Here is a 20,578-nt window from a genome sequence, read left to right as displayed (position 1 = left end):
GGCCTTTTACAAAAACCTCAATCTGCGCTATTCCTTTTTCTGATTTGACCTCTCACAGCAATTAGTTCTTCTTCCTCACTTTTCCGCTACAATTATCAACAAGTTGAATCGATAAGAGGCGGTAATGCGTCAGACTAAAACCGGTATCCTGCTGGCAAACCTGGGTACGCCCGATGCCCCCACACCTGAAGCGGTAAAACGCTATCTGAAACAATTTTTAAGCGACAGACGCGTGGTTGATACCTCACGGTTGTTATGGTGGCCGTTGCTGCGCGGCGTGATTTTGCCGCTGCGCTCGCCGCGTGTGGCGAAGCTGTACGCCTCGGTCTGGATGGAAGACGGCTCGCCGCTGATGGTTTACAGCCGCCAGCAACAGCAGGCGTTGGCACAACGTTTACCGGATACGCCCGTAGCGCTGGGCATGAGCTACGGCTCGCCATCACTGGAAAGCGCCGTCGATGAACTCCTGGCAGAGCATGTAGATCATATTGTGGTGCTGCCGCTTTATCCGCAATTCTCCTGTTCTACGGTCGGTGCGGTATGGGATGAACTGGCACGCATTCTGGCGCGCAAACGTAGCATTCCGGGGATATCGTTTATTCGTGATTACGCCGATAACCACGATTACATTAATGCACTGGCGAACAGCGTACGCGCTTCTTTTGCCAAACATGGCGAACCGGATCTGCTGCTGCTCTCTTATCATGGCATTCCCCAGCGTTATGCAGATGAAGGCGATGATTACCCGCAACGTTGCCGCACAACGACTCGCGAACTGGCTTCCGCACTGGGGATGGCACCGGAAAAAGTGATGATGACCTTTCAGTCGCGCTTTGGCCGGGAACCCTGGCTGATGCCTTATACCGACGAAACGCTGAAAATGCTCGGAGAAAAAGGCGTAGGTCATATACAGGTGATGTGCCCGGGCTTTGCTGCGGATTGTCTGGAGACGCTGGAAGAGATTGCCGAGCAAAACCGTGAGGTCTTCCTCGGTGCCGGCGGGAAAAAATATGAATATATTCCAGCGCTTAATGCCACGCCGGAACATATTGAAATGATGGCTAATCTTGTTGCCGCGTATCGCTAAAGCTGAGCGGTAAAGAACTGAGCGCCGTCGCGAAGAGCCTCGTCGGCGGTTTTCATCATCCGTGAATAATGCAAAAAGGCGTGCAGCGTGCCTGGGTAGAGTTTGAACTCACAGGGCTGCTGATGCGCCGCTAACGTCTGGTAAAGCAGACGGCTGTCATCCAGCAGCGGATCGAACTCCGCCCCGGCAATAAAACAGGGCGGAACTTCGCGAGTGAGATCATTATTAAACAGACAGTAATACGGCGACTCGCGGTCCGCGTCGTTGCTTAAATACGCCTCTTCATACATCTGCAAATCCTGTTGCGTTAAGCCATCCCAGACACCGCCCAACAGACGACGAGTCACGGAATCCCGTAATCCGTAAAGCCCATACCACAGCAAAACACCCGCAATTTTACCGCAATCGATCTGTTTATCACGCAACCACAACGCACTGGCGAGCGCCAGCATGGCACCTGCGGAATCACCGGCAAAGCCAATGCGGGACATATTGATTTGATAATCCTCCGCCTGCTGGTGGAAATAACAACAAGCAGCCACAATTTCCTCTATCGCTTGCGGAAAACGCGCTTCAGGTGAAAGGGTGTAATCAATACCAATCACCGTACATTGGCTGTAGCTTGCCAGCAGGCGCATGATGCGATCGTGGGTATCGAGATTGCCGAGAATAAAACCGCCTCCATGCAAATAAAATAGCGTCGCCGGGCTATCTGGCTGCGGACAAAAGAGACGTGTTTCCACCTGCCCATATTTTGTTGGAACCATGTAAGCTCTGGTTGCCATTTCTGGAGCGCCCGCACTCCAGAATCGGCGCTCAAGCGTGTAATACTGTCGTTGCTCAGCAATCGTTCCCGTTGCGGGCCAGGGCGGTAAATCCGGCTGAAGAGTATTCACAACGGTCTTCATTCCAGCAGAAATAAGGTCCAGAACAGGTAATTTGTTTTCCGGCTTCATACAAAAACTCCTTTCAAATTACGTCATTGTAAGGAACCACTGCCATGAAAATGCGATCCCGCCTGCTGATATTGAAACTGGCTGCGTCTCGCGCGCTCCCGTCAGATTGTGTTAACATTCGCCGCTCAGTTAACCACCCGTAAAAACAACCATGAAATTTCCCGGTAAACGTAAATCCAAACATTACTTCCCTGTAAATGCACGCGATCCGCTGCTTCAGCAGTTCCAGCCAGAAAACGAAACCAGCGCCGCCTGGGTAGTGGGTATCGATCAAACGCTGGTCGATATTGAAGCGAAAGTGGATGACGAATTCATTGAGCGTTATGGATTAAGCGCCGGGCATTCACTGGTGATTGAGGATGACGTAGCCGAAGCGCTTTATCAGGAACTAAAACAGAAAAACCTGATTACCCATCAGTTTGCGGGTGGCACTATTGGTAACACCATGCACAACTACTCGGTGCTCGCGGACGACCGTTCGGTGCTGCTGGGCGTCATGTGCAGCAATATTGAAATTGGCAGCTATGCCTATCGTTACCTGTGTAACACCTCCAGCCGTACCGATCTTAACTATCTACAAGGCGTGGATGGTCCGATTGGTCGTTGCTTTACGCTGATTGGCGAGTCCGGGGAACGTACCTTTGCTATCAGCCCTGGCCACATGAACCAGCTGCGGGCTGAAAGTATTCCGGAAGATGTGATTGCCGGAGCCTCGGCACTGGTTCTCACCTCTTATCTGGTGCGTTGCAAGCCGGGTGAACCCATGCCGGAAGCAACCATGAAAGCCATTGAGTACGCGAAGAAATATAACGTACCGGTGGTGCTGACGCTGGGAACTAAGTTTGTCATTGCCGAGAATCCGCAGTGGTGGCAGCAATTCCTCAAAGACCACGTCTCTATCCTTGCGATGAACGAAGATGAAGCCGAAGCGTTGACCGGAGAAAGCGATCCGTTGTTGGCATCTGACAAGGCGCTGGACTGGGTAGATCTGGTGCTGTGCACCGCCGGGCCAATCGGCTTGTATATGGCGGGCTTTACCGAAGACGAAGCGAAACGTAAAACCCAGCATCCGCTGCTGCCGGGCGCTATAGCGGAATTCAACCAGTATGAGTTTAGCCGCGCCATGCGCCACAAGGATTGCCAGAATCCGCTGCGTGTATATTCGCACATTGCGCCGTACATGGGCGGGCCGGAAAAAATCATGAACACTAATGGAGCGGGGGATGGCGCATTGGCAGCGTTGCTGCATGACATTACCGCCAACAGCTACCATCGTAGCAACGTACCAAACTCCAGCAAACATAAATTCACCTGGTTAACTTATTCATCGTTAGCGCAGGTGTGTAAATATGCTAACCGTGTGAGCTATCAGGTACTGAACCAGCATTCACCTCGTTTAACGCGCGGCTTGCCGGAGCGTGAAGACAGCCTGGAAGAGTCTTACTGGGATCGTTAAGTTATCGTCGGTTCGTAGGCCAGATAAGGCGTTCACGCCGCATCTGGCATTTGGCTCTCGATGCCTGATGCGACGCTGGCGCGTCTTATCATGCCTACATATTTTTCATATTTTACATCCGGCAACCACCGTTTACCCCGTCACCACCTCACCCGCCGGTGGCGTTTCCAGCAGTTCCAGCATGGTACGGGCGATTTCACGCTCGCCCATCACTACCTGATTCGCACCACGTTCGGTGATATACGCCACTTCATCGTCATAATGGGCGCGGGCAATAATCTCAATATCCGGATTTTTCGCGCGGGCAGATGCCACAATCTCACCCGCTTCATAACCGTTGGGAATCGTCAGGATCAGCCATTTTGCACATTCCAGATGCGCCAGTTGCATAATTTCTTCGTTCGCCGCATTGCCCAATACTGCGCGGACCCCGCGCTCTCGCAGCTCATCAACACGGGTTCGTGACGTCTCAATCACCACCAGCGGAATATCAGAGGCGAGCAATTTCTCCCCCAGCAGGCTGCCTACACGACCGTAACCCACCAGTAGCGCATGGTTGCAAATATCCACTGGGATCTGCTTCTCTTCTTCGATTGCCTCTTCCAGCGTCTGCTCTTCCAGCGTTTCGGTCTTCGCCAGATATTTCTCCAGTAGTGCGAACAGTACCGGGTTGAGCATAATCGACAGGATCGCCCCTGCCAGTACCAGGTTTTGTCCGGCCTGCGGCAGTAAATTCAATGCCATTCCCAGTCCCGCCAGGATAAACGCGAACTCACCAATCTGCGCCAGGCTGGCGGCGATGGTTAATGCCGTACGTTGGGAGTGACCAAACAGTCGCACCAGGAAAAATGCGGCTAACGACTTACCAAACAGAATAATCGCCAGCGTCGCCAGCACTGCCAGCGGTTGCTGAATCAGAATTAACGGATCAAACAACATCCCGACGGAGACAAAAAACAGCACCGCAAACGCGTCGCGCAATGGCAGCGTATCGTGGGCGGCACGGTGACTCAGTTCAGACTCGTTCAGTACCATCCCGGCAAAGAACGCACCGAGTGCAAAGGAGACATCAAACAGCTCTACCGCACCAAAGGCAACCCCTAACGCCAGCGCCAGCACCGACAGGGTAAACAGCTCGCGAGAACCGGTTGCCGCGCTGCGTGCCATAATCCACGGCACCAGACGGCGACCTACCAGCATCATAATGGCGATAAATGCGATCACTTTGCCGATGGTGATCCCCATATCGACTGCAAGAGTGGCAAAGCCCACATCGCCCTGTTCCATCATTCCTGCCACTGCGGGCAGCAACACCAGCGTCAGAACCATTACCAGGTCTTCCACAATCAACCAACCGATGGCGATTTGCCCACGCTGACTGTCAATTAATTGCCGTTCTTCAAGTGCGCGCAGTAACACCACGGTACTGGCGGTGGAAAGACATAAACCGAACACGATACCGGTCATTAACGACCAGCCCAGCACGGCAGAGAGCGCCATACCCAGCAGCGTCGCCACGGCTATCTGGGCGATCGCACCGGGAATGGCGATGGCCTTTACCGCCATCAAATCCTTCAGCGAAAAGTGCAAACCGACGCCAAACATCAACAGAATGACGCCCAGTTCAGCCAGTTCCGGGGCAAGCTTGGTATCGGCAACAAAGCCCGGAGTGAATGGTCCTGCCAGCACACCCGCTAACAGATATCCCACCAGAGGAGAAATACGTAGTTTATTGGCCAGCATGCCGAGGATAAAGGCGAGCACAAGGCCGCCAACAATGGTGGTGATAAGCGGGGTGGCGTGATGCATTCCGTCTCCTTTTCCTGGTGGTTATTGTCCATTTTTGGCCGGGAAAACCAAAATTACAGGTAATAGTTTATGACAATTTCATTGATGATGTTCATGAATAATTATTGAATTTTGCAGAAAAATGGAATTAGCTGCAAAAAAAGCACGGATCGGAAAACAGAAGGCGGTTTAACAGAGGAAAGGCTTATGGCGACTGTAAAACGATGCAGCCAAAGTTTGCCTTTGGCTGCAATGAAATCAGTCTTTATGCCGGTTATCAGGCAGGAATATGGTCAACATCCCCAATAGTGGCAGGAAAGCACAGATTTTATAGACTAACTCGATGCTGGTGTGATCGGCGATAAGCCCCAGAACTGCCGCTCCCAGACCTCCCATGCCAAAAGCAAAACCGAAAAAGAGTCCAGAAACCATACCGATACGTCCCGGAAGTAGCTCCTGAGCGTAGACCAGAATGGCAGAGAATGCCGAAGCGAGGATAAATCCAATAATCACCGTTAAAACCCCCGTCCAGTGCAGGCTGGCGTAGGGTAAAATCAGCGTAAACGGCGCAACGCCGAGGATAGAGCCCCAAATCACATATTTCCGTCCAATTTTATCCCCTACAGGCCCGCCGATCACCGTACCTGCCGCAACGGCAAACAGGAAGGCAAACAGATGAAGCTGGGCATTCTGGATAGATAATCCGAATTTTTGCATCAGATAAAAGGTGTAATAGCTGCTGATGCTCGCCATATAGAAATATTTCGAGAAAATGAGGATTAACAGAATGCTGACTGCCAGTACCACTTTGTTGCGCGGCAGTGGATTGATTATCGTCGCTTTGGGTTTTCCTTTATTCATTCGGTGCTGTGCCGAGTACCAACGGCTGATTTGTGCCAACACCACGATCGCCAGCAGTGCCGCAAGCACAAACCAGGCAACGTTGCCTTTGCCATAAGGCGCGATAATCACCGCCGCCAGCAAGGGTCCCAGGGAACTGCCAAAGTTGCCGCCGACCTGAAAGATAGATTGTGCCAGGCCATGCCGCCCGCCGGAAGCCATACGGGCCACGCGAGAAGATTCCGGATGAAAGACCGATGAACCGGTACCGACCAGCGCCGCCGCCAGCAGAACTGCGCCAAAACTGCCCGCCAGCGCAAGCAGCACCAGACCACTTAAGGTAAAGCACATGCCAATTGGCAACGACCACGGCATCGGATATTTATCGGTCCAGTAGCCGACCACTGGTTGCAGTAGCGAAGAGGCGAGCTGGAAGGTGAGGGTTATCATGCCAATCTGCATAAATGTCAGAGAAAATTCTGACTGAAGCAGCGGATAAATCGCCAGAATCAGCGATTGGATCATGTCGTTCAGCAGATGTGAGAGGCTGATAGCACCTAAAATACCAAACGATGTTCGGGCCTTGGTCGTTGACGCAGCCGCGCCCGCCACAGGCTGGGGTTGTTCACTCATTGCCATAGGAAAGTCACTTTTTCAGGGTTGCGATGTAAAGAATGATCTTATTTGTGATTATTACCCGACTAACATACCTGTATGCGTCGTCTGAAGGAAGTCTCAACGCCGAATACAGAATTTCTAATCTGGATGCAGATTTATCTTCACCGGACGCAGACTTGTCTATGATGTCGCGTCATACTATTTTTCAACACGTTGAAATCAGGTCAGGGAGAGAAGTATGAAATTATTGCAGCGGGGCGTGGCGTTAGCGCTGTTAACCACATTTACACTGGCGAGTGAAACTGCTCTGGCGTATGAGCAGGATAAAACCTACAAAATTACAGTTCTGCATACCAATGATCATCATGGGCATTTTTGGCGCAATGAATATGGCGAATATGGTCTGGCGGCGCAAAAAACGCTGGTGGATGGTATCCGCAAAGAGGTTGCGGCTGAAGGCGGTAGCGTGCTGCTACTTTCCGGTGGCGACATTAACACTGGCGTGCCCGAGTCTGACTTACAGGATGCCGAACCTGATTTTCGCGGTATGAATCTGGTGGGCTATGACTCGATGGCGATCGGTAATCATGAATTTGATAATCCGCTCACCGTATTACGCCAGCAGGAAAAGTGGGCCAAGTTCCCGTTGCTTTCCGCGAATATCTACCAGAAAAGTACTGGCGAGCGCCTGTTTAAACCGTGGGCGCTGTTTAAGCGTCAGGATCTGAAAATTGCCGTTATTGGGCTGACAACCGATGACACAGCAAAAATTGGTAACCCGGAATACTTCACTGATATCGAATTTCGTAAGCCCGCCGATGAAGCGAAGCTGGTGATTCAGGAGCTGCAACAGACAGAAAAGCCAGACATTATTATCGCGGCGACCCATATGGGGCATTACGATAATGGTGAGCACGGCTCTAACGCACCGGGCGATGTGGAGATGGCACGCGCGCTGCCTGCCGGATCGCTGGCGATGATCGTCGGTGGTCACTCGCAAGATCCGGTCTGCATGGCGGCAGAAAACAAAAAACAGGTCGATTACGTGCCGGGTACGCCATGCAAACCAGATCAACAAAACGGCATCTGGATTGTGCAGGCGCATGAGTGGGGCAAATACGTGGGACGGGCTGATTTTGAGTTTCGTAATGGCGAAATGAAAATGGTTAACTACCAGCTGATTCCGGTGAACCTGAAGAAGAAAGTGACCTGGGAAGACGGGAAAAGCGAGCGCGTGCTTTACACTCCTGAAATCGCTGAAAACCAGCAAATGATCTCGCTGTTATCACCGTTCCAGAACAAAGGCAAAGCGCAGCTGGAAGTGAAAATAGGCGAAACCAATGGTCGTCTGGAAGGCGATCGTGGCAAAGTGCGTTTTGTACAGACCAATATGGGGCGGTTGATTCTGGCAGCCCAAATGGATCGCACTGGTGCCGACTTTGCGGTGATGAGCGGAGGCGGAATTCGTGATTCTATCGAAGCAGGCGATATCAGCTATAAAAACGTGCTGAAAGTGCAGCCATTCGGCAATGTGGTGGTGTATGCCGACATGACCGGTAAAGAGGTGATTGATTACCTGACCGCCGTCGCGCAGATGAAGCCAGATTCAGGTGCCTACCCGCAATTTGCCAACGTTAGCTTTGTGGCGAAAGACGGCAAACTGAACGACCTTAAAATCAAAGGCGAACCGGTCGATCCGGCGAAAACTTACCGTATGGCGACATTAAACTTCAATGCCACCGGCGGTGATGGATATCCGCGCCTTGATAACAAACCGGGCTATGTGAATACCGGCTTTATTGATGCCGAAGTGCTGAAAGCGTATATCCAGAAAAGCTCGCCGCTGGATGTGAGTGTTTATGAACCGAAAGGTGAGGTGAGCTGGCAGTAATCCGAAAGTGCCGGATGTTTGCATCCGGCACAATGCTTAATCGCGGCGGGCGATATCAGCAAATTTGGCATCGAGGATCTTTGCCAGATCGCCTGCCGTCAGTTCGATATCCAGTCCGCGCTTGCCGCCGGAAACATAAATAGTGGCAAATTCTTGTGCGGGGGCGTCGATAATCGTTGGCAGACGTTTTTTCTGCCCCAGTGGGCTAATCCCCCCAACCAGGTATCCCGTCGAACGCTGCGCGACCATCGGATCGGCCATCTCAACTTTCTTGGCACCCAGCGCTTTTGCTACTTTTTTAAGATCCAGTTGACCTGCGACCGGCGTAACGGCCACGGCAAGGTGTTTCATATCACCGTTCACTGCCACCAGCAGCGTTTTGTAGACCTGATCCGGATTCAAACCTAATTTTTTGACGACTTCATCGCCAAAATTGGTTTCAGCCGGATCGTGCTCGTAGGTATGGATTTGAAACGAAATCTTGTTTTTTTCGAGTAATTTAACTGCGGGTGTCATGGTAATTTTCCTGCCTTAAACAAAAAAACGAAGCAAGCATACGCCTGATGGCGGTCCAAAAAAAAGAGTCATCTTGCCTAAGAGTATTGGCAGGATGGTGAGATTGAGCGACAATCGAGTTACACCGTCGCTTAAAGTGACGGCATAATAATAAAAAAATGAAATTCCTCTTTGACGGGCCAATAGCGATATTGGCCATTTTTTTAGCGCAACATTTGCGGCAAATTCCCTTCTCCATACAGGTGTAGTGCACCGACCGCGACCACATATCGCCCCGGCGGCATGGCGCGTAATTTATCCCGCCAGGCGAGATTTCGCTGATGCATCAGCACATCGTACAGCGACTGACTGAACGTATTGGGCAGCGTTATATCATTATTTTGCGGAGGTGCATTCAGCCACCAGCTCATCATTTGTTGCAGCAACCGTGCGTTGGTATGCCAGTGGGTCAGCGTATCGTCCAGCAGCGCCAGTCCTTTGTCAGGGAGCTGGAGCAACATGGTAATCTGGTTTTCAGCCCCTTCCAGTTCAATCACGGGTTTATGTTGTTGCTTCGCCGCCTGCAATAACTGGTAATCGATACCGTATTCTGCCCGCAGCCCCAGTTTTTGTGCCTGCGTCGCCTGAAGAACCATCGCGATTTGCCACAGCGGTTGAGTAGAAAAGAGCGACGGAGAAATGCCCATCTCCTGGCTAATGTGCTGCAGATTTTGGAGTTGCTCCTCGTTAATGCGCTCTTCCAGCGCCTCGCAAGTAGGCAAATTAGCAAAAGGCGTATCGCTGGTGGAAACATCCGCCTCGACGATCAGCGCATCGGCGTTTTTGAGCTTTTTGAGCAAACGGGTGGGCAGGGGAGCCATATCGTGGCTACCCATATGAATACTGCCAATCAGATGAAAATGGCGATTGCCGGGAAGGGTGATATCGATGGCAGGCCAGGTGTAATGATTACCGCGCAGCGCGGCCCAAAGCGTTTTTACCCGGTACAACAGATCCATACGACCTCCCTTTGTGAAATATCATGCTAGCGCGCGGGGAGGGATGGCGCAAATGGAGTTGGGGACTTGTTTAATGTGTTTGTATGATTCAGTATGTTCTTGTATCGCTATTCACAGGGAAGCAACAGTTAAAAACTATGAAACAGGCAACAAGAAAACCGACGACACCCGGAGATATTCTTCTCTATGAATATCTGGAACCGCTCGATTTGAAAATCAATGAGTTAGCAGAGTTGCTGCATGTTCATCGTAATAGCGTCAGTGCACTGATCAATAACAATCGTAAACTCACTACTGAGATGGCATTTCGTCTGGCGAAAGTTTTTGATACCACAGTCGATTTTTGGCTAAACCTCCAGGCGGCGGTTGATCTTTGGGAAGTTGAAAACAACATGCGCACCCAGGAAGAATTGGGACGGATTGAAACAGTGGCTGAATATTTAGCACGCCGTGAAGAGCGTACAAAAAAGGTCGCGTAAGGCCAAAACATCGCTTCATCTCGGATGCCGGATAAGGCGTTCACGCCGCATCCGGCATCCGAGCACCATTGCCTGATGCGACGCTTACGCGTCTTATCAGGCCTACAAACCTGTGCCTGAACCGTAGGCCGGAGAAGGCGTTTACGCTGCATCCGGCATCCGAGCACCATTGCCTGATGCGACGCTTACGCGTCTTATCAGGCCTACAAACCTGTGCCTGAACCGTAGGCCGGATAAGGCGTTTACGCTGCATCCGGCATCCGAGCACCATTGCCTGATGCGACGCTTACGCGTCTTATCAGGTCTACAAACCTGTGCCTGAACCGTAGGCCGGATAAGGCGTTTACGCCGCATCCGGCATCCGAGCACCATTGCCTGATGCGACGCTTACGCGTCTTATCAGGCCTACAAACCTGTGCCTGAACCGTAGGCCGGATAAGGCGTTTACGCCGCATCCGGCAGTCATGCGTCGATGCCAAATGCGCCACCCTAAAGCAGCGCATCCGCAATGATGTACTTATTCCTTCGGTTTAAACCGCAGCAACCGGTTGGCGTTACTCACTACGGTAATCGACGAGAGCGCCATTGCCGCTCCGGCAACTACCGGGTTAAGCAGTGTTCCAGTGAACGGCCACAAAATACCGGCGGCGACCGGAATACCGATACTGTTGTAGATAAACGCACCGAGCAGGTTCTGCTTCATGTTGCGCAGCGTTGCGCGGGAAATAGCGAGCGCATCCGCAACGCCCATCAGGCTATGGCGCATCAGGGTAATCGCCGCGGTTTCAATGGCAACATCACTGCCGCCGCCCATTGCAATGCCGACATCCGCCTGGGCCAGCGCTGGCGCATCGTTAATGCCGTCGCCCACCATTGCCACCTGACGTCCTTCACTTTGCAGGCGTTTAATCGCTTCGGCTTTACCGTCCGGCAGCACCCCGGCGATCACTTCATCAATCCCTGCTTCTTTGGCGATCGCATTGGCGGTGGTTGGGTTATCCCCGGTCAACATCACCAGACGATATCCCGCTTTATGCAGGCGTTGCAGCGCCGCCACGCTATCACTACGCAATGGATCGCGTACTGCCAGCAGGGCTACCGCTTTCCCGTCAACCGCCAGCAGCACAGGCGTTGCCCCTTGCGATGCCTGAGCAGTAATCTCCGCTTCGATAGCTTTGGTACCAACCTGTTGCTCATTTAACAGCGCCTGATTGCCCAGCAATAACGCATGACCTTCAGCTTCACCGCTCACGCCCAGCCCGCGCAATGTGCGGAAACCGTTGACCTGCGGCAGCTGCATATCACCTGCTTTATCGAGGATCGCCCGTGCCAGCGGATGGCTGGAACCTTGCTCCAGTGCCGCCGCCAGACGCAATGCCTGCGCTTCATCAACATCAGCAAACGTTTTCACTGCGACAACCTGCGGCTTCCCTTCGGTCAGCGTCCCGGTTTTATCGAACACGACGGTATCGAGTGTACTGGCGCGTTGCAGCGCGTCGGCGTCCCGCACCAGCACGCCAAACTCAGCCGCCCGCCCGACGCCGGAAATAATCGACATCGGCGTCGCCAGCCCCAGCGCACACGGACAGGCGATAATCAGTACCGTGGTGGCAATCACCAGGGTATAAACAATTTGCGGTGCCGGACCAAAGAAGTACCAGATTGCCGCACTGACCAGCGCAATCACCACCACCACAGGTACAAATACGGCTGAGATTTTATCCGCCAGCTGACCGATTTCTGGCTTGCTGCTCTGGGCCTGGCGCACCATGCGAATGATCCGTGACAGCGTGGTATGGCTGCCAACCGCACTGGCACGAAACAGCACACTGCCGTCCTGTACCACTGTCCCGGCATGGACGCTTTCGCCTTCGCCTTTTTGCTGTGGGATTGGTTCGCCCGTCAGCATCGCTTCATCCAGCCATGCTTCGCCCTGGGTAATCTCGCCATCTACCGGCACGCGATCGCCGGTCGTCAGGCGCAGTAACATCCCTGGCTGAACTTCCGCCAGCGGCACGCTTTTTTCACCCTCTGCGGTGACCACTCGCGCCGTCGGTGGGGTTAAATCGAGTAATTTCTCCAGCGCCTTAGAAGAACGCTGACGTGCGCGCGCTTCCAGCATATGGCCGAGATTAATCAGACCGATAATCATCGCACTGGCTTCATAGTAAAGATGCCGCGCTTCCATCGGGAACCACTGCGGCCACAGGTTGACGCTCATCGAATAGAGCCACGCCACACCCGTTCCCAGCGCCACCAGCGTATCCATCGTCGCTGCACCGTTCAGCAGGCTTTTCCATGCACTGCGGTAAAAATGGCCGCCGGCGAAAACCATCACTGCCAGGGTTATCAGGCCGATAACTAACCACAAGCTGCGGTTGTCAGCGGTGACCATCATGTTATCGCCGATCATCCCCCAGACCATTACCGGGATACCCACAGCCAGTGCAACAATTGCCTGCCAGCGGAAGCGCTTCATCGTAGCTACGGCGGTTTCTTGCTGGCGCTCGCGGCGTTTAGCGTCATCTTCAATCGCTTCCGCACCGTAGCCCGCTTTTTCCACCGCCTGCACTAAATCTTGTGGGGAGGCACTGCCCATCACCAGCGCAGTACGCTCCGCCAGGTTTACCCGTGCCTGAGTGACGCCCGGTACGCTTTGCAGCGCATTTTGTACGCGGGTGACACAGCTGGCGCAGCTCATGCCGCTCAGCAGCAACTGCTGGCTGTCATCGTCATCGGCGGTCGCTGCCGGAAGCGCCTCAGAAACCGCTGTCAGTGCTTCCGACGGGATTGATGACTCCGCCAGCGGTTTAGCCTTTGGGTGGCTTACAGATGCGTCATAACCCGCTTGTTTGATGGTTTCGATCAGCTGTTCTGCACTGGCAGTCCCGGTAACGTGCGCTTCAGTGATAGACACATCCGCCTGCTCAACATCCGGGCGCTGTTCAAGACTTTCTTTCACGCGTTTAACGCAGTGACCGCAGGACAGGCCGTCCAGGGTCAGGTCGATAGTTTGTGACATAAAACACTCCTTTAAGACAGTTTTGACTGGCTGTGATAAAGGTTAAACCTTCCAGCAAGGGGAAGGTCAAGAAATTAATAAACCAGGCGAGTAAAAGTCCGTAAAGATTAAAAAATTGGCTCAATTTGCATCAGGATTAGACATTTATCTCTTTGTTTTCCTGTAGTTAAGTTGCGGGTGCTAAGTTAAATCAGGATGCCTGAAAATCGGCACCGGGGTGAGGAATTACCTCCCGCATCTATAAAAAGGAGTTAACAAAAGATGTTAGATGCAAACAAATTACAGCAGGCAGTGGATCAGGCTTACACCCAATTTCACTCACTTAACGGCGGACAAAATGCCGACTACATTCCCTTTCTGGCGAATGTACCTGGTCAACTGGCAGCAGTGGCTATTGTGACCTGCGATGGCAACATCTATCGCGCGGGTGATAGTGATTACCGCTTTGCGCTGGAATCCATCTCGAAAGTCTGTACGTTAGCCCTTGCGTTAGAAGATGTCGGCCCGCAGGCGGTACAGGACAAAATTGGCGCTGACCCGACCGGATTGCCCTTTAACTCAGTTATCGCCTTAGAGTTGCATGGCGGCAAACCACTGTCGCCACTGGTAAATGCTGGCGCTATTGCCACCACCAGCCTGATTAACGCTGAAAATATTGAACAACGCTGGCAGCGAATTTTACATATCCAACAGCAACTGGCTGGTGAGCAGGTAGCGCTCTCTGATGAAGTCAACCAGTCGGAACAAACAACCAACTTCCATAACCGGGCCATTGCCTGGCTGCTGTACTCCGCCGGATATCTCTATTGTGATGCAATGGAAGCCTGTGACGTGTACACCCGTCAGTGCTCCACGCTCATCAATACTGTTGAACTGGCAACGCTTGGCGCGACGCTGGCGGCGGGTGGTGTGAATCCGCTGACGCATAAACGCGTTCTTCAGGCCGACAACGTGCCGTACATTCTGGCCGAAATGATGATGGAAGGGCTGTATGGTCGCTCCGGTGACTGGGCGTATCGCGTTGGTTTACCGGGCAAAAGCGGTGTAGGTGGCGGTATTCTGGCGGTCGTCCCTGGCGTGATGGGAATTGCCGCGTTCTCACCACCGCTGGACGAAGAAGGCAACAGTGTTCGCGGTCAAAAAATGGTGGCATCGGTCGCTAACCAACTCGGCTATAACGTGTTTAAGGGCTGATCATGATGAACACGGAAGGTAATAACGGTAACAAACCTCTCGGTCTATGGAACGTCGTTTCCATCGGCATTGGGGCAATGGTGGGGGCGGGGATCTTCGCGCTGCTGGGGCAGGCTGCATTGCTAATGGAAGCCTCGACCTGGGTCGCCTTTGCTTTTGGCGGTATTGTGGCGATGTTTTCCGGTTATGCCTATGCGCGTCTGGGGGCGAGCTATCCCAGCAATGGCGGCATTATCGACTTCTTTCGTCGCGGATTAGGCAACGGCGTCTTTTCGCTGGCGCTCTCGTTACTGTACCTGTTGACGCTGGCGGTGAGCATCGCCATGGTCGCCCGTGCTTTTGGCGCTTATGCCGTGCAGTTTTTGCATGAAGGCAGCCAGGAGGAGCACCTTATTTTGCTCTACGCGTTGGGGATCATTGCGGTGATGACGCTTTTCAACTCCTTAAGCAACCATGCGGTAGGGCGGCTGGAAGTGATCCTCGTCGGCATTAAAATGATGATCCTGTTATTGCTGATTATTGCCGGTGTCTGGTCGCTGCAACCGGCGCATATTTCCGTCTCTGCGCCCCCCAGCTCCGGTGCGTTCTTCTCCTGTATTGGGATAACTTTCCTTGCCTATGCGGGCTTTGGCATGATGGCGAACGCGGCGGATAAAGTGAAAGATCCGCAGGTCATTATGCCACGGGCGTTTCTGGTGGCGATTGGCGTTACCACGTTGCTTTATATCTCGCTGGCACTGGTTTTGCTTAGCGATGTATCGGCATTAGAGTTAGAAAAATATGCCGATACCGCCGTAGCGCAGGCTGCTTCTCCGCTGCTCGGGCATGTGGGTTATGTGATCGTCGTCATCGGCGCTTTACTGGCGACGGCTTCAGCCATTAACGCGAACCTGTTCGCCGTGTTTAACATCATGGACAACATGGGCAGCGAACGCGAACTGCCGAAGCTAATGAATAAATCCCTGTGGCGGCAGAGTACCTGGGGCAACATTATTGTCGTGGTGTTGATTATGCTGATGACGGCGGCACTGAATTTAGGCTCACTCGCCAGCGTTGCCAGCGCCACCTTTTTGATTTGCTACCTGGCGGTGTTTGTGGTGGCGATCCGCCTGCGTCATGATATTCACGCCTCGTTGCCGATTCTTATCGTTGGTACGTTGGTGATGTTGTTGGTGATCGTTGGCTTTATCTACAGTCTGTGGTCCCAGGGTAGCCGTGCGTTGATATGGATTATTGGCTCACTCTTACTCAGCCTTATTGTGGCAATGGTCATGAAGCGCAATAAAACCGTATAACATCTCTCTGTGCGCAGTACTTCCTGTATTATTGTGGTGGCGGTCGATATTCGCACTGGCAAAAAAACGTGCTTGAATATCTGTTGAAACCCTTTAACAAAGCACAGGAGGCGTTGCGCGAACGATGAACATCAGCGATGTAGCAAAAATTACCGGCCTGACCAGCAAAGCCATTCGCTTCTATGAAGAGAAGGGGCTGGTGACGCCGCCGATGCGCAGCGAAAACGGTTATCGCACCTACACGCAGCAGCATCTCAACGAACTGACCTTACTGCGCCAGGCACGGCAGGTGGGCTTTAACCTGGAAGAGAGCGGCGAGCTGGTGAATCTGTTTAACGACCCGCAGCGGCACAGCGCCGACGTCAAACGGCGCACGCTGGAGAAGGTGGCGGAGATCGAACGACACATTGAGGAGCTGCAATCCATGCGCGACCAGCTGCTGGCACTGGCGAATGCCTGCCCTGGCGATGACAGCGCCGACTGCCCGATTATCGAAAATCTCTCCGGCTGCTGTCATCATCGGGCAGGGTGATTAAGACGAGACGGCTCGGATATGTAGGGTTATCCCTTCTATCGCAATGACTTCAACATGCGTACCTGCACCGAGATCCTCGCTGGCGCTGACAGGCCATGAACTGTCACCGACGCGCATATGACCGCGCCCGTTGACCAGCGGAGATTCCAGCACAAAACGTCGGCCAATCAGCTGCTGCCCGCGCTGGTTTAAATGACTATCGCTGTGCTTTTGTTCGCGCACCCGCCGCGACAACCATTTCCACCACAGCCAGGCGGCGAGCAGCGTCAGGATGGCAAACATTACCCCTTGCCACTCCCAACCCAGCGGCACCAGCCAGACCACCAGGCCGGTAATCACCGCTGCCACGCCGCTCCACAACAAATAACCATTTCCGCCCAGCATCTCGGCTGCCAGCAGCAAACCGCCGAGACTGAGCCAGAAAATATGTGGATGAACGACCATTAACTCCATCATGGCTGAGTCCGTTTGTTGGCGCTGTCTTTCACCAGCTCGGCAATCCCGGCAATCGACCCCATCAGGCTGCTGGCCTCTAATGGCATCATCACTACTTTGCTGTTACTGGAGGAACCGATCTGCTGTAACGCTTCGGTGTATTTCTGCGCTACGAAGTAGTTCACCGCCTGAATATCACCGGAGGCGATAGCTTCAGACACCATTTTGGTGGCGCGGGCTTCTGCTTCGGCGGAACGTTCACGCGCTTCAGCCTGTAAAAACGCCGACTGACGTTCGCCTTCCGCTTTCAGGATTTGCGACTGTTTTTCACCTTCGGCTTTGAGGATTTCCGCCTGACGGATCCCTTCCGCTTCAAGAATGTAAGCGCGTTTGGTACGTTCCGCTTTCATCTGCGCGTTCATTGAAGAGATAAGCTCTGCCGGTGGGCGCACGTCGCGAATTTCAATACGGGTGACTTTAATCCCCCACGGGTTGGTGGCTTCATCGACAATACGCAGCAGGCGTGAGTTGATGCTGTCGCGCTGAGAGAGCATTTCGTCAAGTTCCATTGAACCCAGCACGGTACGGATGTTAGTCATGGTCAGGTTGATGATCGCCAGCTCCAGATTGCTGACTTCATAAGCCGCGCGCGGCGCGTCAATCACCTGAATAAAGCACACGGCGTCGATGGTAACGTTGGCGTTATCTTTCGAGATAACTTCCTGGGAAGGGATATCGAGCACTTGCTCCATCATATTGATCTTGCGACCAATGCGATCCATAAACGGCACCACCAGACTGAGCCCCGGCTGTAACGTTTTGGTATAGCGACCAAAGCGTTCTACTGTCCACTGATAGCCCTGCGGTACGATTTTGACACCCGCGCCGACAATGACCAGCGCGACAAAAATGAGAATCGGGATAAAGATAAGCATCGGAAAAACCTCCTGTTGTACCGTCCATAATCAGCAAAATTGCTGCTTGATTAAACAAATTATACCTGATTACTGAAAGAGAGTTCCCCCTTATTCCTGCGAAGGATAAACTGTTTTTAGTAAAAATCAGAAAAAGGGAACAGCGATGCAGGAAAATAGTCCTTTGCTTCAGCTACAAAACGTAGGATATCTGGCGGGTGATGCGAAGATTCTTAATAACATCAATTTTTCGCTGCGTGCTGGCGAATTTAAGTTAATTACCGGTCCTTCTGGTTGTGGCAAAAGTACGCTGCTAAAAATAGTTGCTTCATTGATCAGCCCAACCAGCGGAACGTTACTGTTTGAAGGTGAGGATGTCAGCACACTAAAGCCAGAAATCTACCGCCAACAAGTCTCTTACTGCGCCCAGACACCGACGCTGTTTGGCGATACGGTATACGATAATCTGATCTTTCCCTGGCAGATCCGTAACCGGCAGCCTGACCCAGCCATTTTTCTCGATTTTCTCGAACGCTTCGCCTTGCCGGACAGCATTTTGACGAAGAATATCGCCGAGCTATCTGGTGGTGAAAAACAACGCATCTCATTGATTCGTAACCTGCAATTTATGCCGAAGGTTTTATTGCTGGATGAAATAACCAGTGCGCTGGATGAAAGTAATAAACATAACGTCAATGAGATGATCCATCGTTATGTGCGCGAGCAAAATATTGCCGTGCTGTGGGTGACACACGATAAAGACGAAATTAATCATGCGGATAAAGTGATTACACTGCAACCGCATGCCGGAGAAATGCAGGAAGCACGCTATGAACTCGCATAATATTACTAACGAATCATTAGCACTGGCATTAATGCTGGTGGTGGTGGCAATCTTAATTAGCCATAAAGAAAAACTGGCGCTGGAGAAAGATATTCTCTGGAGCGTCGGGCGAGCGATAATTCAGCTGATTATTGTCGGCTATGTGCTGAAGTATATTTTCAGCGTGGATGATGCCAGCCTGACATTATTGATGGTGTTATTTATCTGCTTTAATGCGGCGTGGAACGCGCAAAAACGCAGTAAATATATTGCTAAAGCTTTTATCTCATCGTTTATTGCCATTACGGTCGGGGCGGGAATTACCCTGGCGGTGCTGATTCTCTCAGGGTCGATTGAATTTATCCCGATGCAGGTGATCCCTATCGCCGGGATGATTGCCGGTAACGCCATGGTAGCGGTGGGGTTGTGTTACAACAATTTAGGGCAACGGGTCATTAGCGAACAGCAACAGATTCAGGAGAAACTGAGTCTTGGTGCGACGCCGAAGCAGGCTTCAGCGATATTGATTCGCGACAGTATTCGCGCGGCTTTAATTCCGACGGTCGATTCAGCAAAAACGGTTGGCTTAGTGAGTTTACCAGGAATGATGTCCGGGCTGATATTTGCCGGGATTGATCCGGTGAAGGCGATTAAATATCAGATTATGGTGACCTTTATGCTGCTCTCAACCGCCAGCTTGTCGACCATTATTGCCTGCTATTTAACCTATCGTAAGTTTTATAATTCGCGCCACCAGTTGGTGGTGACGCAATTGAAGAAGAAATGATGCGATGCCGGATGCGCAGCATCGCATCCGGCGTTGTGGTTCATGTGCCGATCAACGGAATATCAATACAACAATGCATACAGCTGGCGGCGATACTTCGACGCCAGTGCATCACCCGTACCCAGCGCAGCGAGGATCTCCTGGAACGTTTTACGCGTCTGACCGTCTGCGGCGGTGAGATCTTTACGCAGATGCCCGAACAGCAACTCCAGCGCCTCTTCATTGCGCCCAACCTGATGCAGTTGCAGCGCCAGTTGCGTCGCCAGTGCGGCATCTTCTGGATTCTCCGCCACCTGCTGTTGCAACTGTTGAATTTCCGGAGTATCAGCCGCCTGCTTCAGCAGTTCGATTTGCGCCACCAGCCCCTGGTAGCGGGTGTCCTGATCCTGCAACGGAATGGTTTTCAGCACCGCTTCCGCATCTTCAGAACGGTTCAGCGCAATCAGCGTTTCTGCCAGCAGCAGGCCGATCTCCCCGTTCTGATTCGACAACTGCCAGGCGTCTTTCAGCAATGGCAGGGCATCGGTGTAATTGCTTTCCTGCATCAGTTGCATCGCCTGCTGCGCTTTCAGCTCTTCTTCGCGCGGCAGCACTTTATCCAGCAGGGCGCGGATCGCCTCTTCCGGTTGCGGCCCCTGGAAGCCATCTACCGCTTGCCCGTTCTGGAACAGATACACGGTCGGAATCGCGCGCAGACCAAACTGGGCGGCAATCATCTGCTCCGCGTCGCAGTCCAGCTTCGCCAGAATAAATTGCCCGTTGTACTGCGCCGCGAGGCTTTCCAGGATCGGGGTTAACTGCAAACAGTGCTGGCTACGTTCAGACCAAAAATAGAACAGCACCGGAGTGGTCATCGACTGTTCAAGAACCTGTTGCAGGTTAGATTCGTTAATGTTGACAATATTTTCTACGGACATGGAGTCGCTCTCTGTTGTCGATATTTT

18 protein-coding genes and 1 pseudogene are annotated in these 20,578 nt (G+C 52.5%); 10 read left to right on the top strand and 9 right to left on the bottom strand.

Annotation, left to right across the window (positions count from 1 at the left end):
• The first annotated feature begins 124 nt into the window (after positions 1 to 124).
• Entirely contained in the window at positions 125 to 1,087 is a 963-nt protein-coding gene (gene hemH, locus ACU8XX_RS18050; RefSeq protein WP_001250088.1) for a ferrochelatase, read from the top strand.
• Here hemH and aes read toward each other — a convergent pair.
• Positions 1,084 to 2,043 (bottom strand): acetyl esterase, encoded by a 960-nt coding sequence (gene aes / locus ACU8XX_RS18045; protein ID WP_112033926.1) that lies wholly within the window; start codon positions 2,041 to 2,043, stop codon positions 1,084 to 1,086. The genes hemH and aes overlap by 4 nt on opposite strands.
• A 151-nt stretch (positions 2,044 to 2,194) precedes the next feature.
• Between aes and gsk the strand changes: the two genes are divergently transcribed.
• The gene (gene gsk / locus ACU8XX_RS18040) at positions 2,195 to 3,499 is read left to right on the top strand and encodes an inosine/guanosine kinase (RefSeq protein ID WP_000671574.1); all 1,305 of its coding nucleotides are present in this window, start codon (positions 2,195 to 2,197) and stop codon (positions 3,497 to 3,499) included.
• Positions 3,500 to 3,631: 132 nt separating this feature from the next.
• Here gsk and ybaL read toward each other — a convergent pair whose 3' ends face one another.
• Positions 3,632 to 5,308 (bottom strand): YbaL family putative K(+) efflux transporter, encoded by a 1,677-nt coding sequence (gene ybaL, locus ACU8XX_RS18035; RefSeq protein WP_000546237.1) that lies wholly within the window; start codon positions 5,306 to 5,308, stop codon positions 3,632 to 3,634.
• A 237-nt stretch (positions 5,309 to 5,545) separates the two neighbouring features.
• The gene (fsr, locus tag ACU8XX_RS18030) at positions 5,546 to 6,766 is read right to left on the bottom strand and encodes a fosmidomycin MFS transporter (RefSeq protein WP_001251608.1); all 1,221 of its coding nucleotides are present in this window, start codon (positions 6,764 to 6,766) and stop codon (positions 5,546 to 5,548) included.
• A 217-nt stretch (positions 6,767 to 6,983) separates the two neighbouring features.
• Here fsr and ushA point away from each other — a divergent pair, with 217 nt between their 5' ends.
• A complete protein-coding gene (gene ushA, locus ACU8XX_RS18025; RefSeq protein ID WP_240765239.1) occupies positions 6,984 to 8,636 on the top strand; it encodes a bifunctional UDP-sugar hydrolase/5'-nucleotidase in 1,653 nt (550 codons plus the stop codon).
• A 36-nt stretch (positions 8,637 to 8,672) separates the two neighbouring features.
• Here the strand turns inward: ushA and ybaK are convergent, their stop codons facing one another.
• Together ybaK and ACU8XX_RS18015 are read right to left on the bottom strand one after the other, a co-directional pair.
• On the bottom strand, positions 8,673 to 9,152 hold the full coding sequence (ybaK, locus tag ACU8XX_RS18020) for a Cys-tRNA(Pro)/Cys-tRNA(Cys) deacylase YbaK (RefSeq protein WP_000186634.1): 480 nt from the start codon (positions 9,150 to 9,152) through the stop codon (positions 8,673 to 8,675).
• Between the two features lie 203 nt (positions 9,153 to 9,355).
• Entirely contained in the window at positions 9,356 to 10,150 is a 795-nt protein-coding gene (locus ACU8XX_RS18015; protein WP_000365182.1) for a TraB/GumN family protein, read from the bottom strand.
• Positions 10,151 to 10,287: 137 nt separating this feature from the next.
• Between ACU8XX_RS18015 and ACU8XX_RS18010 the strand changes: the two genes are divergently transcribed.
• Positions 10,288 to 10,629, top strand: coding sequence for a HigA family addiction module antitoxin (locus ACU8XX_RS18010; protein ID WP_001338329.1), 342 nt, complete (start codon positions 10,288 to 10,290; stop codon positions 10,627 to 10,629).
• A 517-nt stretch (positions 10,630 to 11,146) separates the two neighbouring features.
• Here ACU8XX_RS18010 and copA read toward each other — a convergent pair.
• Positions 11,147 to 13,651: a copper-exporting P-type ATPase CopA gene (copA, locus tag ACU8XX_RS18005; protein WP_000083980.1), complete on the bottom strand. Its 2,505-nt coding sequence runs from the start codon at positions 13,649 to 13,651 to the stop codon at positions 11,147 to 11,149.
• A 261-nt stretch (positions 13,652 to 13,912) separates the two neighbouring features.
• Between copA and glsA the strand changes: the two genes are divergently transcribed.
• The 4 genes and pseudogenes from glsA to cueR all read left to right on the top strand — a co-directional run bounded on the left by glsA (position 13,913) and on the right by cueR (position 16,672).
• Positions 13,913 to 14,845, top strand: coding sequence for a glutaminase A (gene glsA / locus ACU8XX_RS18000; RefSeq protein WP_000883020.1), 933 nt, complete (start codon positions 13,913 to 13,915; stop codon positions 14,843 to 14,845).
• Positions 14,846 to 14,847: 2 nt separating this feature from the next.
• Positions 14,848 to 16,140 (top strand): APC family permease, encoded by a 1,293-nt coding sequence (locus ACU8XX_RS17995; protein ID WP_000982172.1) that lies wholly within the window; start codon positions 14,848 to 14,850, stop codon positions 16,138 to 16,140.
• Between the two features lie 30 nt (positions 16,141 to 16,170).
• Positions 16,171 to 16,268, top strand: a pseudogene (locus tag ACU8XX_RS17990) (hypothetical protein); the annotation flags it as partial.
• Positions 16,265 to 16,672 carry a Cu(I)-responsive transcriptional regulator gene (gene cueR, locus ACU8XX_RS17985; protein WP_001026747.1) on the top strand — a complete coding sequence of 136 codons (408 nt, stop codon included), beginning with the start codon at positions 16,265 to 16,267 and terminating at the stop codon, positions 16,670 to 16,672. The pseudogene ACU8XX_RS17990 and the gene cueR, both read left to right, overlap by 4 nt.
• Here the strand turns inward: cueR and ACU8XX_RS17980 are convergent, their stop codons facing one another.
• Both ACU8XX_RS17980 and ACU8XX_RS17975 read right to left on the bottom strand, forming a co-directional pair.
• On the bottom strand, positions 16,673 to 17,131 hold the full coding sequence (locus ACU8XX_RS17980) for an NfeD family protein (RefSeq protein ID WP_000970323.1): 459 nt from the start codon (positions 17,129 to 17,131) through the stop codon (positions 16,673 to 16,675). It abuts the gene before it with no gap.
• Positions 17,128 to 18,045 (bottom strand): SPFH domain-containing protein, encoded by a 918-nt coding sequence (locus ACU8XX_RS17975; RefSeq protein WP_000904502.1) that lies wholly within the window; start codon positions 18,043 to 18,045, stop codon positions 17,128 to 17,130. The genes ACU8XX_RS17980 and ACU8XX_RS17975 overlap by 4 nt, the downstream gene beginning before the upstream one ends.
• A gap of 145 nt (positions 18,046 to 18,190) precedes the next feature.
• Here ACU8XX_RS17975 and fetA point away from each other — a divergent pair, with 145 nt between their 5' ends.
• On the top strand, positions 18,191 to 18,868 hold the full coding sequence (gene fetA, locus ACU8XX_RS17970) for an iron efflux ABC transporter ATP-binding subunit FetA (RefSeq protein WP_001157540.1): 678 nt from the start codon (positions 18,191 to 18,193) through the stop codon (positions 18,866 to 18,868).
• A complete protein-coding gene (fetB, locus tag ACU8XX_RS17965; protein ID WP_001295323.1) occupies positions 18,855 to 19,634 on the top strand; it encodes an iron efflux ABC transporter permease subunit FetB in 780 nt (259 codons plus the stop codon). The genes fetA and fetB overlap by 14 nt, the downstream gene beginning before the upstream one ends.
• Positions 19,635 to 19,696: 62 nt before the next feature.
• Here fetB and cnoX read toward each other — a convergent pair whose 3' ends face one another.
• Complete coding sequence (gene cnoX / locus ACU8XX_RS17960) at positions 19,697 to 20,551, bottom strand: chaperedoxin (protein ID WP_016241947.1); 855 nt, start codon at positions 20,549 to 20,551, stop codon at positions 19,697 to 19,699.
• Positions 20,552 to 20,578: the final 27 nt, after the last annotated feature.

The organism is Escherichia sp. MAL-1 (genome assembly GCF_052948035.1).
This window is presented reverse-complemented; position numbering and strand designations above follow the sequence as displayed.